This is a genomic window from Luteibacter sp. 22Crub2.1 (assembly GCF_900167995.1).
In the GTDB taxonomy this organism is placed as follows: domain Bacteria; phylum Pseudomonadota; class Gammaproteobacteria; order Xanthomonadales; family Rhodanobacteraceae; genus Luteibacter; species Luteibacter mycovicinus.
On sequence record NZ_FUYT01000014.1, the window covers coordinates 133,181 to 151,590 of the forward strand.

At 64.9% G+C, this 18,410-nt stretch carries 19 protein-coding genes; 9 read left to right on the top strand and 10 right to left on the bottom strand.

Features of this window, described 5'->3' with window-relative positions:
* Nucleotides 1-96 precede the first annotated feature (96 nt).
* Nucleotides 97-1,341 (top strand): carboxylate--amine ligase, encoded by a 1,245-nt coding sequence (locus tag B5X73_RS15550; protein ID WP_139382805.1) that lies wholly within the window; start codon nucleotides 97-99, stop codon nucleotides 1,339-1,341.
* Here the strand turns inward: B5X73_RS15550 and B5X73_RS15555 are convergent.
* From B5X73_RS15555 to crcB, 3 genes are read right to left on the bottom strand one after another with little or no spacing between them, the layout of a single operon-like run.
* Nucleotides 1,273-2,709 (bottom strand): MFS transporter, encoded by a 1,437-nt coding sequence (locus B5X73_RS15555; protein ID WP_079522470.1) that lies wholly within the window; start codon nucleotides 2,707-2,709, stop codon nucleotides 1,273-1,275. The genes B5X73_RS15550 and B5X73_RS15555 overlap by 69 nt on opposite strands.
* A 35-nt stretch (nucleotides 2,710-2,744) precedes the next feature.
* Nucleotides 2,745-3,869 carry a cyclopropane fatty acyl phospholipid synthase gene (gene cfa, locus B5X73_RS15560; protein ID WP_079522471.1) on the bottom strand — a complete coding sequence of 375 codons (1,125 nt, stop codon included), beginning with the start codon at nucleotides 3,867-3,869 and terminating at the stop codon, nucleotides 2,745-2,747.
* Nucleotides 3,870-3,893: 24 nt separating this feature from the next.
* A complete protein-coding gene (crcB, locus tag B5X73_RS15565) occupies nucleotides 3,894-4,283 on the bottom strand; it encodes a fluoride efflux transporter CrcB (protein ID WP_079522472.1) in 390 nt (129 codons plus the stop codon).
* 114 nt (nucleotides 4,284-4,397) lie between these two features.
* Between crcB and B5X73_RS15570 the strand changes: the two genes are divergently transcribed.
* The gene (locus B5X73_RS15570; RefSeq protein ID WP_079522502.1) at nucleotides 4,398-5,666 is read left to right on the top strand and encodes a multidrug effflux MFS transporter; all 1,269 of its coding nucleotides are present in this window, start codon (nucleotides 4,398-4,400) and stop codon (nucleotides 5,664-5,666) included.
* A gap of 38 nt (nucleotides 5,667-5,704) precedes the next feature.
* Here the strand turns inward: B5X73_RS15570 and B5X73_RS15575 are convergent, their stop codons facing one another.
* From B5X73_RS15575 to B5X73_RS15600, 6 genes are all read right to left on the bottom strand, one after another.
* The gene (locus B5X73_RS15575; RefSeq protein ID WP_079522473.1) at nucleotides 5,705-6,382 is read right to left on the bottom strand and encodes a hypothetical protein; all 678 of its coding nucleotides are present in this window, start codon (nucleotides 6,380-6,382) and stop codon (nucleotides 5,705-5,707) included.
* 148 nt (nucleotides 6,383-6,530) lie between these two features.
* On the bottom strand, nucleotides 6,531-7,010 hold the full coding sequence (locus B5X73_RS15580) for a hypothetical protein (RefSeq protein WP_079522474.1): 480 nt from the start codon (nucleotides 7,008-7,010) through the stop codon (nucleotides 6,531-6,533).
* Nucleotides 7,007-7,270, bottom strand: a complete 264-nt coding sequence (gene minE, locus B5X73_RS15585; protein WP_036115579.1) for a cell division topological specificity factor MinE — start codon at nucleotides 7,268-7,270, stop codon at nucleotides 7,007-7,009. Before minE ends, B5X73_RS15580 begins: the two co-directional genes overlap by 4 nt.
* A 2-nt stretch (nucleotides 7,271-7,272) precedes the next feature.
* The gene (gene minD / locus B5X73_RS15590) at nucleotides 7,273-8,085 is read right to left on the bottom strand and encodes a septum site-determining protein MinD (RefSeq protein ID WP_036115578.1); all 813 of its coding nucleotides are present in this window, start codon (nucleotides 8,083-8,085) and stop codon (nucleotides 7,273-7,275) included.
* Nucleotides 8,086-8,119: 34 nt separating this feature from the next.
* A complete protein-coding gene (gene minC / locus B5X73_RS15595) occupies nucleotides 8,120-8,893 on the bottom strand; it encodes a septum site-determining protein MinC (RefSeq protein ID WP_079522475.1) in 774 nt (257 codons plus the stop codon).
* Nucleotides 8,890-9,486, bottom strand: coding sequence for a GNAT family N-acetyltransferase (locus B5X73_RS15600; protein ID WP_079522476.1), 597 nt, complete (start codon nucleotides 9,484-9,486; stop codon nucleotides 8,890-8,892). The genes minC and B5X73_RS15600 overlap by 4 nt, the downstream gene beginning before the upstream one ends.
* Nucleotides 9,487-9,675: 189 nt before the next feature.
* Between B5X73_RS15600 and B5X73_RS15605 the strand changes: the two genes are divergently transcribed.
* The 7 genes from B5X73_RS15605 to B5X73_RS15635 all read left to right on the top strand — a co-directional run bounded on the left by B5X73_RS15605 (nucleotide 9,676) and on the right by B5X73_RS15635 (nucleotide 17,624).
* On the top strand, nucleotides 9,676-10,935 hold the full coding sequence (locus B5X73_RS15605; protein ID WP_079522477.1) for a sensor histidine kinase: 1,260 nt from the start codon (nucleotides 9,676-9,678) through the stop codon (nucleotides 10,933-10,935).
* Entirely contained in the window at nucleotides 10,932-11,573 is a 642-nt protein-coding gene (locus tag B5X73_RS15610) for a response regulator (RefSeq protein ID WP_036115573.1), read from the top strand. The genes B5X73_RS15605 and B5X73_RS15610 overlap by 4 nt, the downstream gene beginning before the upstream one ends.
* A gap of 228 nt (nucleotides 11,574-11,801) precedes the next feature.
* Nucleotides 11,802-13,178: an SRPBCC family protein gene (locus B5X73_RS15615; RefSeq protein ID WP_079522478.1), complete on the top strand. Its 1,377-nt coding sequence runs from the start codon at nucleotides 11,802-11,804 to the stop codon at nucleotides 13,176-13,178.
* A 70-nt stretch (nucleotides 13,179-13,248) separates the two neighbouring features.
* A complete protein-coding gene (locus B5X73_RS15620; RefSeq protein WP_079522479.1) occupies nucleotides 13,249-14,184 on the top strand; it encodes an ABC transporter ATP-binding protein in 936 nt (311 codons plus the stop codon).
* Nucleotides 14,181-14,915 carry an ABC transporter permease subunit gene (locus B5X73_RS15625; RefSeq protein ID WP_036115567.1) on the top strand — a complete coding sequence of 245 codons (735 nt, stop codon included), beginning with the start codon at nucleotides 14,181-14,183 and terminating at the stop codon, nucleotides 14,913-14,915. The genes B5X73_RS15620 and B5X73_RS15625 overlap by 4 nt, the downstream gene beginning before the upstream one ends.
* 1 nt (nucleotide 14,916) lies before the next feature.
* Nucleotides 14,917-16,770 (top strand): GldG family protein, encoded by a 1,854-nt coding sequence (locus B5X73_RS15630; RefSeq protein WP_079522480.1) that lies wholly within the window; start codon nucleotides 14,917-14,919, stop codon nucleotides 16,768-16,770.
* 2 nt (nucleotides 16,771-16,772) lie between these two features.
* The gene (locus B5X73_RS15635; protein ID WP_079522481.1) at nucleotides 16,773-17,624 is read left to right on the top strand and encodes a cytochrome c oxidase assembly protein; all 852 of its coding nucleotides are present in this window, start codon (nucleotides 16,773-16,775) and stop codon (nucleotides 17,622-17,624) included.
* Here the strand turns inward: B5X73_RS15635 and ppk2 are convergent.
* Complete coding sequence (ppk2, locus tag B5X73_RS15640; RefSeq protein WP_079522482.1) at nucleotides 17,618-18,394, bottom strand: polyphosphate kinase 2; 777 nt, start codon at nucleotides 18,392-18,394, stop codon at nucleotides 17,618-17,620. The two genes, B5X73_RS15635 and ppk2, sit on opposite strands and share 7 nt — an antisense overlap.
* Nucleotides 18,395-18,410: the final 16 nt, after the last annotated feature.

Here is an 18,410-nt window from a genome sequence, read left to right on the forward strand (position 1 = left end):
CATAGATCGTGTGGCGATCTGTGCCCCGGTCGATACCGATGTCACATTGGACCTGCAGGGTGCGCCACTCCGGCGCGGTGCCCGACAGGGGGCGTGATGCAAACGGATCAACGGTTGCCTGCCATCGTGATGGGGCGTGGCCCCACCGCACTGGGCATTCTGCGCAGCCTTCATCTGGCCGGCATCCCTGCCTATGTCGCGTGTCCGCCGGACGACATCGTCACGCGATCGCGCTATTTCAGGGCGTTACCCGGCTGTCGGGGCTGGGACGGTAGTCCGGGGCCGCAAGCCATCGAGGCACTGGCGGCACTGCCGCTGGCCCGGGCCGTGATCATCCCGGGTGCCGACGATGCCGCGCTGTGGCTCGCCGATCTTCCGCACAGCGTGCTCGGCTGGCGTTTCCTTGCAAGCACCGCGCGACGTGATGCGCAGGCCCTGCTTCAGGACAAGTCACTGTTTGCCGGCTATCTGGCGGCGATTCATGTGCCACATCCGCGCACCTTCCGTCTGGCCGACGCAGCGGACGTGGAGGCGATTCCGTTCGAAACCCTGGACAGGGTCTTCCTCAAGCCGGTCAATTCGCAGAAATTCAGTGATGTCACGGGCGTCAAAGGCGTCTGGGTGCAAGGACGGAGCGCATTGCGTGACGCCTGGGCCCGGTTCCACGCGCAGGGGTTTCGCGTCATGGCGCAGGAGTACGTTCCCGGCCCACCCAGCGAACATTTCTTCATTGACGGGTTTCGTGACGGGCAGGGCGCGTATACCGGGCTCTTCGCCCGTCGTCGCCGCCGGATGTCGCCTCCGGACTTCGGCAACAGTTCGTGCTCTGAGGCCGTGCCGCTCGCGATCGTGCCGGACGCGGTGCGCAGCACCTGTCGCGTCCTCGATGGACTGGACTACCGGGGCATCTTCAGCGCGGAGTTCAAGCGCGATGCGCGCGACGGGGCGTTCCGCCTGATCGAGGTGAATACGCGCGCCTGGACCTATGTGGAGTTCGCGGCGCGCAGCGGCGTCAACGTCTGCGAAATGGCCTGGCAAGACGCGCAGGGCCTGCCGGTGAAACGCGCGACGCGTGCCTATCGCGACGGCATCGCCTGCGTGGACCTGTATCACGATATCGCCAGCATTTGTTCTACCCCGGCGGCCAGGCATCCGGGCTGGATCCGCCTGCTGATGGAGTGGGTCGGTGCTGATCTGCACGTGTTCCGCCGCGACGATCCATGGCCTGCATGGCATTTCATCCGCGGCCTGCTGCGTAAACGGTTCGGTTTGTCAGTCGGCCCTGCCGAGCGGGGCGGCGACATCTTCGAGGGACCGTCGCTCGGCGGCGATGCCAAGTAACCACGCGGCTGCCGCCCCGATCAGCATCAGCGAAGCACCTAGCGCGTAGCCCCAGCCGATGGACATGCGCTCGCCACTGCCGATGAGGCGGCCGAACAGCCACGGGCCGGCGACGCCGCCGAGTGCCGTGCCGAAGGCGTAGAACAGGGCGATGGCCAGGGCGCGCAACTCCAGTGGGAAGCTCTCGCTGACGGTGAGGTAGGCCGAGCTGGCGGCCGCGGAGGCGAAGAAAAACACGATGCTCCAGGCGATCGTCTGCGTTCGCGCGTCGAGGTGGCCGTGCACGAAGAGCCAGGCGGTGACGAACAGCAGCAGTCCGGACAGTGCATAGGTCGCGACGATCATCGTCCGCCGGCCCAGCGTGTCGAACAGCCGCCCGAGCAGAAGCGGGCCGAGGAAATTGCCGGCGGCGAATGGGAGCAGATAGAGACCGACATCCGCATCGGCCACGCCGTAGAAGCGGCCGAGCACAAGCGCATAGGTGAAGAAGATCGCGTTGTAGAAAAACGCCTGCGTGGCCATCAGTACCAGGCCCAGGACGGTCCGCTTCGGGTAGACACGGAACAGTGTACGGGCGACATCGGCGAGGGTCAGTCCGCGCGGACGCAGGCGCAGTCGTGGCAGCGGTTCGGAAGGGGGCGAGACGCCGAGGCGCTTCTCGATGGCGGCGACGACGGCCTCGGCCTCCTCGATGCGACCGTGAAGCATCAGCCAGCGCGGGCTCTCCGGAATCCAGTGCCGCAGGAAAAGAATGCCCAGGCCCAGTACGGCGCCCAGCCCGAAGGTCAGTCGCCAGCCGATCTCGGCGGATACCCAGCCCATGTCGAGCAGGCCTACGGCGGCGAGCGCGCCCAGTGCGGCGCCGATCCAGAAGCTGCCATTGATGACCAGATCCGTGTGACCACGATAGCGTGCGGGAATCAGTTCCTGAATGGCCGAGTTGATGGCAGCGTACTCGCCGCCGATGCCCGCGCCGGTCATTGCGCGGAAGATCACGAAGGTGAGAAAGTCCGGCGAGAAAGCCGTGGCGGCCGTGGCCGTCAGATACAGGCCCAGCGTCACCGTGAACAGCTTCTTCCGCCCGAGTCGGTCGGTAAGCCACCCGAAGAAAAGCGCGCCCAGCACGGCACCGACGAGGTAAAGACTGCCCGCCAGACCGACCTGACCATCGGTAAGGTGGAGGACGGGGCTGGATTTGAGCGCACCGGCGATGGAGCCGGTGATGGTCACCTCGAGCCCGTCGAGCACCCAGGTGATCCCGAGGCCCACGGCCACCAGGGTATGAAAGCGCCCCCAGCGCAGCCGGTCGAGCCGCGCGGGGACATCGGTCTCGACGATACCGTCGGGGAGCGTGGCCTTGGGATTCATGCGCCGACCGTACGAGGCATGAAGTGGTCATACCGTCAGCGCGGCACGCGGTACCCGCCGGGCCTGCCGTGCGGCGACAGGGTCAGCTGCCACAACTGGTCGCGACGGCTGCGGAAGACACCCGCGGAGCAGCCCAGGTAGAAATTCCACATCCGGCGGAAGCGCTCGTCGTAACGTGAGGCCAGTCGTGGCCAGGCCGCATCCACGTTGGCGCGCCATGCCATCAGCGTGCGGTCGTAGTCCGCGCCGAAGTTATGCCAGTCCTCCACGACGAAAAGCCCCTCGAGCGCGCCAGCCACCTGGCTCATCGAGGGAATCAGCGAATTGGGAAAGATGTACTTGTCGATCCATGGGTCCGGCCGTCCCGGCGCGCCGTTACTGCCGATGGTGTGCAGCAGAACGAGGCCATCCTTGCGCAGGCAGCGTCGGGCCACTTCGAACCATGTGCGGTAGTTCTTGCCGCCGACGTGCTCGAACATGCCGACCGAGAGGATCGCGTCGAATGGCTCGTCGAGTTCACGGTAGTCCCGCAGGCGGATCTCCACGGGCAGGCCCCGGCATAGCTCGCGGGCGTAGGCGGCCTGCTCCTGTGAAACGGTCACGCCTACACCGCTGACGCCATAGCGCTCGGCGGCGAACTTCAGTGCCTCGCCCCAGCCGCAGCCGATGTCGAGGATGCGCTGGCCGGGTCGCAGGGCCAGCTTTCGGCATATCAGGTCGAGCTTGGCTTCCTGCGCGTCATCCAGATTGTCGGCGTGTGCCCAATAGGCACACGAATAGACCATGCGTTTGCCAAGCATCGCCTCGAAGAGGTCGTTACCCAGGTCGTAATGACGTCGTCCGACGTCCCAGGCGTGCGCGCCGCGCTGGCGGTTGATCAGCCGCGCCTTGAGATGCGCCATCAGCGTGTCCAGCGTGAGCACCGACTCGTCGAGGTGCGACGACAACACGCGGGCGAAAAAAGCGGGCAGATCGCCGACATCCCACCAGCCATCCATATAGGCCTCGCCAAAACCGAGCGTACCGTGGGCGAAGACACGCGCGTAGGTCCGCTCGTCGTGAATCACCAGGTCGGTCGGGCGTTGTCCGCCGAGCGTGATGCCGGCTTTTTGCAGGAGGATCTGTGCACGTGCCTTGAGGGAAGAAACATCGTGAGCCATCGATGGAACTCCTTTGGATCCTCGTCAAACGTGGCGAAGCACTCCGCGGGCAATCGTCAGCCCGGCAACCGTCATTCCGATCGAACCTATGAGGTGCAGTGCGACATGCGCGGCGAACCAGGCGTATTGCTGCCGCAGCAGCAACCCGGTGGATTCCGCCGAGAACGTCGAGAACGTGGTGAGCCCGCCGAGAAAGCCGGTGGCGATGAGCAGGCGTAGTTCAACCGGCAACGTCTGGAAGTGGTCGAACACGCCGAGCGTCACGCCCATCAGAAGGCCGCCGGCCAGATTGGCGCAAAGCGTCCCGAGCGGGATGTTGGGAACGAGAGCATTGAGCGCCACGGCCAGCCACCAGCGCAGCAGGCTGCCCACGGCGCCGCCGATCCCGACAGCAAGAAATCCGCTATAGCCCATGTGACCCTCGATGCGATGTGCCGGTTCGATTATGGGACTTTGCGGTGAGCCGGGCGAGGGGCTCGAAGGCTTGCCGCTATACTGATCGTTCCCCTGAACGCCATGGCCGCTCCCATGACCTCCGCGACGCGCGACCCGAGGCGCTACCTGCCGTTTCTGCTGGCCGCTCTGTCGATGATCGGGCCGTTCTCGATCGATGCGATCTTTCCGGGCTTCCCGGACATCGGCCGCGACTTCGGGGTGGGCGCCGTCGCTCTCCAGCAGTTGCTGAGCGTCTACCTGCTGGCATATGCGGTCATGAGTCTGTTCCACGGCGCGTTGTCCGACGCCTATGGGCGCAAGCCCGTGATCGTCATCGCGATGGCTGTCTATACCGCGGCGTCGGTCGGCGCGGCCCTGGCGCCGAGCTTCAGCTTCCTGCTGGGCTGCCGCATCCTGCAGGGTCTTTGCGGCGGCGCCGGCATCGTCGTGGGCCGGGCCGTCGTGCGCGACACCATGCACGGCGAAGAAGCTCAGCGCATGATGTCCAAGGTCATGATGATCTTCGGCGTGGCGCCGGCCATCGCGCCGATCGTCGGCGCGTGGCTGCTGGGCATCGACGGCTGGCGCGGCATCTTCTGGGCGCTGACCGGCTTCACGACCTTGCTGACCCTCGGCGTCTCGTATTTCCTGGTCGAGTCGCATCCGCCCGAGCATCGGACGGTGTTTCGTCCGCGACCGCTGCTGCGCGGCTATAGGGCGATCCTCAGCGACCTGCCGTTCTGGCCACTGGCGATCGCGGCCTCGGTCAATTTCTCCGGTTTGTTTCTCTATATCGCGTCGGCGCCGCATCTGATCCGCGACCTGCTGGGTCTGGGCGCGAGCGGGTTTCCGTGGCTGTTCGTGCCGGTGGTCAGTGGCATGGTCGCCGGTGCCTTCATTTCAGGCCGGGTGGCGGGAAGGGCCAGTGCGGCCCGCACGGTGTCCTGGGGCTATGCGTCGATGCTGTCGTCGTGCGCGTTGAATCTGATCCTGGCGGTGACGCTGGATCACCCACGGGTGCCGTGGTCGACGCTGCCGCTGGCTCTGTATGGGTGCGGGGTCCAGTTGGCTTTCCCGACGCTGACGTTGTTGTTGCTGGACCGTTTTCCGGAGCAGCGCGGCGGCGTGTCATCGGTCCAGGCGTTCGGCAGTCTGATCCTCACGGCTCTCGTGGCCGGTGTGCTTTCGCCGGCGCTGTCCGACAACATGCTGACTCTTGCCATGGGCGCCACGACGATCTGCCTGATCGGTCTCGCGGCGTGGCTGTGGTACGTGTCGCTGGAGCGCCGCCGCCTGGCGCGTGCGAAGGCCGGGGCGGCGTCGGGCGTGGTTTCGCAGATCGAGCGCAACGAACCGGGTTGAGTATCGGTCCGGCGGCAAGATAGGGGGGGGTAGCACTTTCAGCCTCGTGCCGCGTCCAGCACATTCGCGACTTCCGCATGGCCTGTGGACCTCAACAATGCGGCGACGACGGCGAAAGCCGAGCCCAGGATCATCGCGAGGCCGGCGAGAGCCATCAGCGCCAGCTGAAGCTTCGTCGGGACCGTTGACAGTGTCTGGTGGATGGATGAAAAGTTGGCATCCATTTTCTGGTAGACAGCGGCGAAACCCGCGTCCATTTTCTGGTCGACGGCAGCGAAGCCCGCGTCCATTTTCTGGTAGACGGCAGCGAACTGCTGATCGACAGCAGCGAAGCCCGCATCCATTTTCTGGTAGACGGCAGCGAACTTCTGATCGACAGCAGCGAAGCGCGCATCCATTTTCTGGTAGACGGCAGCGAACTTCTGATCGACAGCAGCGAAGCCCGCATCCATTTTTTGGCAGATGGATCGGAATCCCGCGTCGCTGGAGTGTTCGATGACGGTGAGTCTCTTATCCATTGAATGTAGCTGGTCCTTGATGGCGCGCGTGTCGCCCCGGATCTCATCCAGGTCGCGGCGAATGAACTGGCTGTCGGTTTCCAGACGGTCGATTCTTTTTACGATATCGCCACCGTAAGACGACGTAGCGGTGCCGACGCCGCCCGTGTTGCCGCGAGCGGGGGGATTCTCCCGTGGACCAGGGATGACATACTTCATCGTTTTTCTCCATTGCCGACAGGCTCACGCACCTCGACGCCCACGGATGTCTCCGCGGCAACGTCGGGCGATGCCTGATCCAAGGCTAAGGGAGCCGATCCGTCTTTAGAATCGGATAAATCTGAAAAAAACGCCTGGTTTGTGCAAGTCAGCCGACAGGCAGTCCGCGTTCACGAAGAAACGCGCGCGCCTCAGGCGCGTCCTGCTCGAACCAGGCTCGCGTGGAGCCCAGACGATAGGTGTAACCCCAGCGGTCCATGTCTTCCATGATGCGTGCACTGCCTACCGAGGGAAGGTGTCCGCCGAGCACGATCTGCAGGTAGCAGGTGGCATCCTCCTCCTCGATGGAATCCGTCGCATCGGTGTGGACGAGCGCACGCTTGTCCTCCGGCAGCACGATGAGGTGGCAGGCTTCGTGGAGCAGGGAGTGGACCGGGGTGTCGGTGCGCGCGTAGACCGTCGTGCCGATGATGCCGGCTTCGGTGTCGCCCCAGTAACTGCCCGGTATGGTTTCGCCAGTGGAGACCTCGACGAGGCTGAGGCCGAAACCTTTGAGCAGCTGCCGCGGTTCGTCGAAACCGATGTCGCCGACGCGGAGAACCGCGTCGGCGGGATCGGCCGGACTCATATCGCGGACTTGCCGTCCGGCAAGGCGACGGAGAGTTCGAGTACTTCGTGGCCGCTGTCACGTTCGAGCGTCACGTTGACTGCCTCGACGTCGACGTTGACGTACTTGCGGATCACTTCGAGCAGCTCGTTACGCAGCAGCGGCAGGTAGTCGGGACCGCCGCGCGTCGAGCGCTCCTGGGCGACGATGATGCGCAGACGCTCTTTGGCGACGCCGGCGCTCGGTTCGGGTTTACGCTTCAGGAAATCGAGGATACCCATGCTCAGCCTCCGAACACGCGCTTGAGGAAGCCCTTCTTGACCGGCTCGAGGAAGCGAAGCGGACGCTCTTCGCCCAGAATGCGCGCGACGGTGTCCTTATAGGCCGCACCGGCGTTCGAGTTGTCATCCAGGATGACCGGCACGCCCGCGTTGGACGCGGCGAGTACGTTCTCCGATTCCGGGATGACACCGACGACGTTGATCCCGAGGATTTCCTCGACGTCCTTGACGCTGAGCATCTCGCCGGCCTCGACCCGGTTCGGGTTGTAGCGCGTGAGCAGGAGGTGCTGTTTGATCGGTGCCTCGCCCTTTTCCGCACGACGGGTCTTGCTCGAAAGCAGGCCGAGAATGCGGTCGGAGTCGCGGACCGAGGAGACTTCCGGATTGACGACGACGACCGCATGGTCGGCGAAGTACATCGCCAGGTGCGCGCCCTTTTCGATGCCGGCGGGGGAGTCGCAGACGACGAAGTCGAAGTTTTCCTTCGTAAGTTCGTCGAGGACCTTTTCCACGCCTTCCTGGGTCAGGGCGTCCTTGTCGCGCGTCTGCGAGGCGGCGAGCACGAAGAGGTTTTCGTGGCGCTTGTCCTTGATCAGCGACTGCTTGAGCGTGGCTTCGCCGTGCACGACATTGACGAAGTCGTAAACCACGCGCCGCTCGCAGCCCATGATCAGGTCGAGATTGCGCAAGCCGACGTCGAAGTCGATGACGGCGACTTTCTTGCCCTGCATGGCGAGGCCGGTGGCGAGGGAGGCGCTGGTGGTGGTCTTGCCGACTCCGCCCTTGCCGGAGGTGACGACGATAATTTCTGTCAAGAGATGTCTCCGAGTGTTGCTGCGACGGACGGCATCAGAGCCGTGCGACCATGAGTTTTCCACTGTCGAGCCAGCACTGGACGGCCTGGCCCTCGAATTCTTTGGGCATGTCTTCAAACACGCGGTAGTGACCGGCGATAGCCACCAGCTCGGCACGGAAATCCGAGCAGAAGATGCGCGCCGACTCGTCGCCCTGTGCCCCGGCCATGGCACGGCCGCGCAGGCTGCCGTAGACATGGATGGAACCATCGGCGATGACTTCCGCGCCATTGGCGACGGCAGCCATGACCACGAGATCGCGGTCGCGGGCGTATATCTGCTGGCCGGAGCGCACGGCGCTGCCGATGTGGTGCTGGGCTGTCGTGGCGCCGCCGGCGTCTTCGTCGTTATCCAGCGGAGCGCGGGCCGGTTCGGCGCGGCCCGGTGCGGGCGGCGCGACCTGCACGGCGGCATCGCCCGACGCGGGTTCGTACTGGGCACGGAACTTGGCGATAAGCGGGAGATTCATGCGCTCGGCGAGCGCTTCGGTCTCCGCCGTCCCATAAGCAATGCCGACGGGCAGCATGCCCGCGCTGCGGATGGCTTCGAGCAGCGCGTCGACCATGCCGTCGTCCGGCAGCTTCGGCAGGTGTGAGAGGTCGAGGACCACGGCGGCGCGGTTGAACATCTGCGGCGCGGAGCGGACGCGGCGTTCGAGTTCTTCGACCAGCGCGGCGGCATCGACGCGGCGCAGGCGCACGCAGGCGATACCGACCTGGCCGAAGCGGAGGTCGCAGGCGGCTTCGAGGGATTCGGCGCGGGCGTTCATGCGCGCACCCCTGCGTCATCCGCCGGGCGTTTCCGCTCACCCAGCCATGCGACGGCGGGCAGGCCGTCCTGCTCGAGGTACCGCTCGCGCACGAACGGGAAACTGGGCAGTTCACGGGCGAGCAGGCTCACCTTCGGGCCGGTCTCTCCCATTTTTTGCTGACCCACTTCCTGGAAGCCCATGGTGCCGTGGAACAGCACGGTCTGGTCGTCGCGGGGTTCAAGGAAGACTTCGCAGGTCAAAAGCGGCACACGTACCTCGGCATAACTTTGTACATCGCAGTAGAAAATGCGGCCCAGACCATGTCCGCGCGATTCGGATGCGATCACGATGCGATCGATATACACGAAGCTTTCGTAATGGGCCTGGAACCAGCGGAAATTGGGGCTGGTGTAGTCGGCGTCCTGGCGCATGGCGATCAGGAAGCCGAGGATGCGGCCGTCCTGTTCGGCCACGCGAAAGTAATGCGCGATGTCGTACAGGTAGCGCAGGCGGGAGATGTCCGTGGCGAGAATGCCGGTGCCTGCCTCGTTATTGAGTGCGAGCACGGCATCCAGGTCGTGCTCGCGCACGTCGCGGATGGCAAGGGCCATTCGTTGCTCCGCTTGAGTGTTCTTGGAAAGCGACCCCCAGGCCGCCGAATGCGCGGCATTATGGCATGCCCGTGACTCGCCGGGGAGCGCGACGCGGATGTAAAACCGTTGTAAAGCCAACGCTTGCCGCCCGCCGGAGCGTGACTTCTATCAGGTGGTGGGCGGCGCGCAAGGCCCTATGATGAGGCCATGTCCAAGCTTCAGTTCAATCACGTCCGGCTGCTGCGGTACGCCACCTATCTGGCCTACCTCTGCGCGGGCCTCCCGTTGTCGATCCAGCGCGCCGGTAACCAGCCGGGCCAGATCGGCGACATGGCCTTGCTGGCCTGGATCGCGTGTTACCTCGTCTTCGGCGTCGTCTACTGGCTCCTGACCCGCCAGCTGGGCTCGCGCGTGGACGGTTTCACGCGTGTCGCCGTCCTGCTGATCCTGACCGGCACCGCGCTCGCCGTGGGCGGGCTGAGCAAGAGCGGCGTCAGTGCGCTCCTGCTGGTGATCGTCGCCGCCGTGGTTCCCTGGATCATCAGCCTGCCCCTGGCGATGGCCTGGATGGTGCTGGCGCACGTCGCCCTGATACCCCTGTTCTATGCCGCGGTCGGCTGGTCGCTGGTCGCCTCGGTGATGCAGGCGGTCCTTTATTTCGGATTCTCGGCCCTGATGTTCATCGCCTCGCTGATCGCCAGCCAGCAGGCGGACGAGCGCGAGGAACTGCGTCATCTGAACGCGGAACTGCGCGCGACCCGCGCGCTGCTGGCTGAGTCGACCCGCATCGCCGAGCGCATGCGCATCGCGCGCGACCTGCACGATCTGGTCGGTCACCACCTCACGGCGCTCAGCCTGAATCTCGAGGTCGCGAGTCATCTCACCAACGACACGGCCCGCGAACATGTGCTGAAGGCGCAGAAAACCGCCAAGCAGCTGTTGGCGGACGTGCGCGAGGTGGTCAGCGAGTTGCGTCAGGACGACGCCATCGATCTCACCCAGGCCCTGCGCAGTCTCACGGAAGGCGTGCCTGGGCTGGCCGTGCACCTGAGCGTCCCGCCGCGTTTCGGCGTGGAGGATCCGCGTCGGGCGCAGATGCTGTTGCGTTGCGCCCAGGAGATCCTCACCAATACGGTCCGTCACGCCAACGCTCGCAATCTCTGGCTGACCTTCCGTCATACCGGGCCGGACGAACTCTGTCTGGACGCGCGCGACGACGGTCGTGGCAGTACCCAGTTCCACCCGGGCAACGGCCTGAACGGCATGCGCGAACGTCTCGCCGAGTTCGGCGGGACGGTCACCTTCGGGGGCGGGATGCAGGGCGGATTCGCCCTGACCGCCCGCCTGCCACTGGGTGAGGAGCCCACGCTGGCCCACGCCCCGGCTCGTCACACGCTGGAGGTCACGGATGACGCCGAGGCCCTCCCGCGTGCCACACTTTCCGTTCCTTCCGAGGACCACCCATGATTTCCGTCTGCCTCGTTGACGATCAGAACCTGGTGCGCCAGGGCATCCGCTCCTTGCTGGACCTCGCCGGCGATATCCGCGTCGTGGCGGAATGCGCCGACGGCGCCCAGGCGGTGCAGACGATCCCCCAGGTACGGCCGGACGTGGTCCTGCTCGATCTGCGCATGCCCAACATGAGCGGCCTGGAGGTCCTGCAGACCCTGGGCGGTCGCAATGAACTCCCGCCGACGATCATCCTGACTACCTTTGACGACGACCAGCTGGTGTTGTCCGGCCTGAAAGCCGGTGCCCGTGGGTATCTGTTGAAAGACGTGTCGCTCGATCAGCTCGTCGAGGCCGTACGCACCGTTTCCGCCGGCGGTTCGCTGGTGGCGCCCATGGTCACCCAGCGCCTGCTGGCCGGCGTCGGTCGCATCCAGAACCAGTTTTCCAGCCTGGAGCAGCCGGATCCGCTTACCGAACGCGAGACCGAGATCCTGCGGCTGCTGTCGGGCGGCTACAGCAACAAGGAAATCGCCAATTCCCTGCGCGTCGCCGAGGGGACGGTGAAAAACCATGTGTCCAACATCCTTTCCAAACTGGGCGTGCGGGACCGCACGCGCGCCGTCTTGAAGGCGCTGGAACTCGGGATCGTCTGAGCCCGGCTCGACCGGGCGGCATCGTCCGGGAGCTTCCGGCCGAAAATCCGCTTGTGCAGGCTTGCGAAAAAGGGCAGGGGACCCAATGGCGTTCCCTGTCGTGAGCAGCTACCATCGGCTCTTTCGGCGCTGGCGAACCCCAAGCCACGGCCGATTCTTCAGGGGTGACCATGCGGCGTCCATGGCCGTGTGCGGAGCCTGTTCGTAAGACGTTCGGAGAACCGTGGAATGACGCGTCTGTTAGAATTTATCGTTGCCCTCGTCATCGTCGCCGTATTGGGCGTCGTTGTCGGGCTGGCTATGCCCTCGGCCGGACACGTCGAGCGCGAAATGCTGATCAGCAAGGACTTGCGCCAGGTTTACGACGTTTTTAGCAACTTCCGTCGTTTCCCTGACTACACCGTCCTTCGCTCCTTCGATCCCAAGGTCCAGTTCGAGCTTTCGGGCAAGGCCTACGGTCCGGGTGCCAAGATTGCCTGGAAGGCCGACGACAAGAAGGTCGGTGACGGCTCGCTCGAGATCGCCTCGATCGACCCGGATTTCTCCAAGATCTCCGATGCCGGCAAGGGCACCATTGTCTGGAACGTGGACAACGCCTGGCGCGGTAGCGACAAGAAGTTCACCATCAACCTCGAGCGTACCGGCCGCAGCCAGAAGCTCGTCAAGGTCAAGTGGGCTTACGACGTCGACTACGGCTTCAACCTGGTCAACCGCTTCTCCAACCTCTATATCCACGGCGATCCGGACGCGCTGATTCAGTTCAGCCTGTCCAACCTTCAGAACCTGATGGCTGCGATCCCGAACATCGACTACAGCAAGATGGTTCCGGCCATCGCCGACCAGCCGGCCAAGCCGATCCTCTTCGTGTCGACCACGGCCCCGCGCACCCTCGACGACGTCGACACCGCGTCGGACAAGGCCTGGGGCGAACTGCAGGCCGCGGCGAAGAAGCTGGGCGTGAACATCGTCAGCCCGCGCATCACCTTCACCACGAACTGGGGCGACCAGAACTATACGTTCGACGTCGCCGCCGAGATCGACGCCACCACGCTGAAGATCAATGGCCAGGACGTCGAACTGACGGCCGCCCAGCGTCCGTCGCTCGACGCCGCCGCTCCGGCTGCCGCCTCGACGGCCGCCGCTCCGGCCGCTGCCGATTCGGCCGCGCCGGGTAGCAAGGACAAGCTCGGCCGCGTCATCGTCGACGGCAACGTCAAGGCTGTTCTCGCCTTCGGTGGCAAGGCGCTCAAGGCGGAGTGGAACGGCACCGGTGCCGGCCTGCCGCAGACGCGTCAGATGCTCGAAGCCTACTCGCAGACCCATGGTTACAAGTTCGACGACGTCACCTTCCGTCCCTACGACATCCAGGTGAAGGCGCCGACCAACAACCACGGCACGATCGAGGGTTACGACGAGCAGAAGTTCGAGATTTACCTGCCGCTGCAGGGCGACAACATTCCGGAGCAGACCCCGGAACAGGAAGCCGGCCTGAAGCAGCCGGGCCTGGAAGAATCGGCTCCGGCCGGCTCGTCCTCCGCCCCCGCTCCGGCGGGTACCGCTGCGGCTCCGGCCGAAGCGGGCACCGCGCCGACGATGGCGCAGTAAGCCTCGTAAGCCATGCGATACGAAGAGCCCCGGTAACCCCGGGGCTTTTTTTATGCGTTAATTGCCGTCAATGATCGAGACCGACCGACTGACCCGTTGCTATGGCCCGCTGATCGCGGTGGATGCCCTTTCCCTGCGTGCCGAACCTGGCCAGGTCCTGGGGCTGCTCGGCCCCAATGGCGCCGGGAAGTCCACGGCCATGCGCATGATCGCGGGGTTTCTCACCCCGACGTCCGGCACCGCCCGCGTCTGTGGACACGACATCCGAAAGGAGCCCCTGTCGGCCAAGCGCGCCCTGGGCTACCTGCCGGAGGGTGCGCCCAGCTACGGCGAAATGACGGTCCGTGAGTTCCTCACGTTCATCGTCAGGGTCCGTGGCCTGGACCGCGACATTGCCTATAGGCGCTTCGATGAGGTCGTCTCCCGTCTCGAACTGGAAGACGTGCTGGAGCAGACCATCGGTACCCTGTCCAAGGGCCTGCGTCGCCGGGTCGGCCTCGCGCAGGCGATCCTGCACGATCCTCCGGTACTGATGCTCGACGAACCGACGGACGGCCTCGATCCCAACCAGAAGCATTCCGTGCGCATGCTCATCGATGCCATGGCGAGGGAGCGAACCATCCTGATTTCCACGCATCTGCTCGAAGAGGTGCACGCTTTATGCAACCGCGTGGCGATCATCGCCAACGGCAAGCTGCTCGCCGACGCGACACCCGCCGAGCTGGAGGCACGCTCGCGGTATCACGGCGCCGTTTCCTTCAGCGCGCAGGGCAGTGCGGTGTCCCGCGAGATGCTTGCGCGCATTCCCGGCGTGTCGATGGTGGAAGTGGATCCGCTGGATGGGCGGGTCACGGTGTTTCCGAAACCGGGGCAGCCGATCCTCGACGAGGTGCAGGCGCTCCTTCGCACGCAGAACCTGCGGGTTTCGGAGATTCAGCTGGAGCAGGGCAGGCTGGACGAAGTCTTCCGGCAGATCACGACGCAGCCGCGCGGAGGCCACGCATGAGCGCCGTCACCGCCATCGCGCGCCGCGAGTTGTGGGGCTACTTCGTGACGCCTGTGGCCTACGTCTTCATGGTCATCTTCCTGGTGCTGGCCGGAACGCTGACGTTTTACAGCGGCGATTTCTACGATCGCGGCCTGGCCGACCTGCAGCCTTTCTTCGACATGCATCCCTGGCTGTACCTCGTGCTGGTGCCCGCCGTGACCATGTCGATGTGGGCCGAGGAACGGGCGTCCGGCACGCTCGAACTGCTGTTCTCGCTGCCGGTGTCGATTTCGCAGGCCGTGCTGGGCAAGTTCCTGGCCGCCTGGGCCTTCATCGGTGTTTGTCTGGTCCTGACATTTCCGATCTGGATCACGGTGAATTACCTCGGGGATCCCGACAACGGGGTGATCCTCGCCGGCTACGTCGGTAGCTGGCTGATGGCCGGTGCGTTCATCGCCATCGGGGCGTGCATGTCCACCGCTACCCGGAGCCAGATCGTCGCGTTCATCCTGACCGCATCGGTGTGCTTCCTCCTGCTCCTGGTCGGACAGCCCCAGGTGCTCGATTTTTTCCAGGACTCGGTGCCGCCGAAGCTGATCGGCGCCATGGGGCAGCTGAGCATGGCGCGACACGCCAACGCTATCGCCCGCGGGGTACTCGATCTGCGCGACCTGGTGTACTTCTTCGCCACCATCGTCGCCTGGCTCGGCGCGAGTGTCGTGGTGCTCGACCTGAAGAGGACGCGCTGAGATGGCCCGTCGCTTCAGGATCACCCGTTCGTTGCGCCTGCGCGCGGCACTGGTGGCGATCGCCGTGCTTTTCCTTGCGGCGGTGGCGATCAGCTCGATGTCGTTGCGCACGGCACGCGTCGACCTCACGGCCGACCGTATCTACACCCTGACGCCGGGCACGCTGCAGATCGTCGATGCCCTGCGCAAGCCGCTGACGGTCACGCTGTATTTCTCCGACCACGCCACGCGCGATCTTCCGCAGTTGCGCAGCTACGAGCAGCGTGTGCAGGAGATGCTGCGAGAGATCGCGGTTCGCGCCCATGGCCGGGTACGGTTCCGCGTCATCGACCCGGTGCCTTATTCCGATGATGAAGACGCTGCCGAAGGCTACGGGCTGACGCCTGCCACCGGTGGCAGCAATGGCGAGCGCGTGTTCTTCGGCCTCGTCGGCATGGACGGATCGGGCGAAGTGCCGCCCCAGGCGATCCCGTTCTTCGACCCCGCGCGCGAATCGTTCGTCGAATACGACATCGCCAAACTGCTCTATGAGCTTGGCATGCCGCAGAAGCCGAAACTCGGGGTGGTGAGCTCGCTGCCGGTGGAAGGCAATCCGGTGATCGGCGAAGCGCCGTGGACACTGTTCCATCAGCTGGACCAGATCGCCGACGTCACGACGATCGATCCTGAGGGACTCACCCACATCGATCCGTCGATCAAGGTGTTGCTGCTGGTCCATCCCAAGCGCCTGTCGGACGACGCGCAGTATGCGATCGACCAGTACGTGCTGCGCGGCGGACACCTTGTCGTCTTCGTCGATCCCGATTCGGAAATGGACAGCGCGCCTCTGATCGATCCGCGGGGCACGGTGGACGATCACGATTCCGATCTGCATCGTCTGTTCGAGGCCTGGGGCGTGGTCTTCGACCCGACTCAGGTCGTGCTGGACCGTTCGCATGCGCTGACGATCGACCTCAACGGCAACAATATCGGCCATCCGGCGATGCTCGGCCTCGGGACCCAGGACCTCAACCACGACGATGTGGTGACGGCGAGCCTGCAGCGCGTGAATTTCTCGACGGCGGGTCACTTCGAGCTATCGCAGGACACGAAGGCGCGATTGATTCCGCTCGTGCAGACGTCCGACGAAGCGGCCGTGGTCGCCGCGCAGCGCGTGCGCGATGCCGCGAACGATCCGACGACGCTGATGGAAAATTACGAGCCCAGTCACGAGCGCTACGTCCTGGCTGCGCGGCTGCGCGACACCTTCCACACGGCGTTCCCCGAGCGTACGGGAAAGGGGCACCTGGATCAGGCGGCCGGTCCCGGCGAAATCGTGCTCGTCGCCGACACCGACCTGCTTTCGGATCGCTTGTGGATCGACGTGCAGCCGTTGCTCGGGCAGCAGCAGCTGACGCCGTTTGCCAATAACGGCGACTTCGTCTCGAACATCGTCGACAACCTTGGCGGGTCCACCGCCTTGCTGTCCATTCGTGGACGGGTCAATGCGCAGCGGCCGTTCACCCGGGTCCGCGCGCTGCAGGCCGCGGCGGACCGCAAGTTCCTGACCAAGAAACGCGAGCTGGAGAACGAGCTCTACGATACCCAGCGGCGTCTGGCCGAGCTTCAGCCCAGCAAGGGCGGAAGCGGCGGCACGGCCACGGCGGAGCAGCGGCGCGAGGTCGAGCAGTATCTTCAGCGCAAGCTCGCGATCGGCAAGGAACTGCGCGACGTGCAGCACCAGCTCAACGCCGAGATCGACGCGCTGGGCCTGCGCCTGAAGTTCATCAACATCGTGCTCGTCCCGGGGCTGGTTGCGCTCATCGGCCTGATCTACGGCTGGCGCCGTACCCGTCGCGGTCGCCGCGCGGCCTGACGGTGGCCGCCGGCGCGCTGAAGTGGATCGTTCCCTGGGAGTTCTCCTGGGTCTTCGTGATCGTGTTCGTCGCGACGGCGCTGCTGTATGCGGCGGGGTGCCGGCGACTGCGGGTGTCGATGGCGCGCAAGGCGGCGTTCTGGCTCGGTATGGCGATGATCTACGTCGCGCTGCATACCTACTTCGACTACTTCGCGGAGCACGAGTTTTTCATGCACCGCATCCAGCAAGTGCTTCTCCATCATCTGGCGCCCTTGCTGATCATCGCCTCCTATCCGGGAACGGTGCTGCGGGCCGGCCTTCCGCCGGCGTGGCGCATCCGGCTGCGTCGCGCCGGGCGTTCGCCGGTATCGCGCGCACTGTCGGCGATACTGCTGCACCCGGCGGTCGTCACACTGCTTTTCGTCGCGCTCATCGTCGTCTGGCTGATTCCCGACATGCAGACGCTCGCCATGCTGGACTGGCGCATCTACCGCGCGATGAACTGGTCGATGGTGCTGTCGGGGCTGGCCTACTGGTGGCTGGTGCTCGACCACCGGCCGAAGCCACCCGGCCGCATGTCACCCGGATGGCGCGTGTTGTCGCCCGGAATCACGATGACGCCGCAGATCGTCGCCGGCGCCATCGTCACCTTCTCGAAGACCGATCTCTATCCGATCTTCGAGATCTGCGGTCGTGCCTTCACGCTCAACGTCCTGACGGGCCAGCTGATCGGAGGAGTGATCATGTGGGTGCCCGCGGCGATGATCGAATCCGCGGGCGGCCTGCTCGCGATGCGGCAGTGGCTGCGCCTCTCGCGCGCCGGGCGCCTGCCACGACGGGCGCCCGTGCGTCGCGTGGCGGCGCGTCAGTAGACCTTCGCCACCTTTTCCGCCTTGGCGGTGACCTTGTCCTTCTTCGGCTTGCCCTTCAGCGGCGGCAACTCGATTTCCTCGTTGGGCACGAGCTGATCGGGGATCTGGTCGAGCAGATGGCGGATCAGGTTGAGCCGCCCGGTTTTCTGATCGTTGAAGTCGGCCACGAACCAGGGCGCATCGGCCGTGTGCGTGTGCTGGATCATGGCGTCACGCAGGTCGCCCGTTTCGGCGTATTTCTCCCGTCCCTTGAGGTCGACAGGTGACAGCTTCCAGCGTTTCAACGGATCTTCCGCGCGCTCGGCGAAGCGTTCCTCCTGCTCCTGCTGATCCACGGAAAGCCAGTACTTGAGCAGGATGATGCCGTCGTCGGTCAGCAGTTTCTCGAACGCCGGGCAGGCTTTCATGAAAGCGTCGTACTGCTCGTCGGTGCAGAAGCCCATCACCGGCTCGACGACGGCGCGGTTGTACCAGCTGCGGTCGAACAGGACCAGCTCGCCCGCCGATGGCAGGTGTGCCACGTAGCGCTGGAAGTACCACTGGGTCTGCTCGTCCTGCGACGGCTTGCCCAGGGCGACGACGCGCGCGGCGCGGGTATCGAGCTTGTCGGTGATGGCCTTGATGGTGCCGCCCTTGCCGGCGGCATCGCGGCCTTCGAAGAGGACGACCATGCGTTTGCCGGTGCGGCGCAGCCATCGGGTCAGGCCGATCAGTTCGATCTGCAGGGCTTCGAGGTCGTGTTCGTAGGCTTTCTTCTTTTTCTTGCCCATCGGTTCGTTCCACGCG

Coding starts and splice junctions, on each gene's coding strand:
- B5X73_RS15550 (WP_139382805.1), top strand. CDS start 97: ATGCAAACGGATCAACGGTTGCCTGCCATCGTGATGGGGCGTGGCCCC.
- B5X73_RS15615 (WP_079522478.1), top strand. CDS start 11,802: ATGACGCGTCTGTTAGAATTTATCGTTGCCCTCGTCATCGTCGCCGTA.
- B5X73_RS15630 (WP_079522480.1), top strand. CDS start 14,917: ATGGCCCGTCGCTTCAGGATCACCCGTTCGTTGCGCCTGCGCGCGGCA.
- B5X73_RS15620 (WP_079522479.1), top strand. CDS start 13,249: ATGATCGAGACCGACCGACTGACCCGTTGCTATGGCCCGCTGATCGCG.
- B5X73_RS15610 (WP_036115573.1), top strand. CDS start 10,932: ATGATTTCCGTCTGCCTCGTTGACGATCAGAACCTGGTGCGCCAGGGC.
- B5X73_RS15600 (WP_079522476.1), bottom strand. CDS start 9,486: ATGGCCCTTGCCATCCGCGACGTGCGCGAGCACGACCTGGATGCCGTG.
- cfa (WP_079522471.1), bottom strand. CDS start 3,869: ATGGCTCACGATGTTTCTTCCCTCAAGGCACGTGCACAGATCCTCCTG.
- B5X73_RS15570 (WP_079522502.1), top strand. CDS start 4,398: ATGACCTCCGCGACGCGCGACCCGAGGCGCTACCTGCCGTTTCTGCTG.
- B5X73_RS15625 (WP_036115567.1), top strand. CDS start 14,181: ATGAGCGCCGTCACCGCCATCGCGCGCCGCGAGTTGTGGGGCTACTTC.
- B5X73_RS15580 (WP_079522474.1), bottom strand. CDS start 7,010: ATGAGTCCGGCCGATCCCGCCGACGCGGTTCTCCGCGTCGGCGACATC.
- B5X73_RS15555 (WP_079522470.1), bottom strand. CDS start 2,709: ATGAATCCCAAGGCCACGCTCCCCGACGGTATCGTCGAGACCGATGTC.
- ppk2 (WP_079522482.1), bottom strand. CDS start 18,394: ATGGGCAAGAAAAAGAAGAAAGCCTACGAACACGACCTCGAAGCCCTG.
- B5X73_RS15605 (WP_079522477.1), top strand. CDS start 9,676: ATGTCCAAGCTTCAGTTCAATCACGTCCGGCTGCTGCGGTACGCCACC.
- minE (WP_036115579.1), bottom strand. CDS start 7,270: ATGGGTATCCTCGATTTCCTGAAGCGTAAACCCGAACCGAGCGCCGGC.
- B5X73_RS15575 (WP_079522473.1), bottom strand. CDS start 6,382: ATGAAGTATGTCATCCCTGGTCCACGGGAGAATCCCCCCGCTCGCGGC.
- crcB (WP_079522472.1), bottom strand. CDS start 4,283: ATGGGCTATAGCGGATTTCTTGCTGTCGGGATCGGCGGCGCCGTGGGC.
- minC (WP_079522475.1), bottom strand. CDS start 8,893: ATGAACGCCCGCGCCGAATCCCTCGAAGCCGCCTGCGACCTCCGCTTC.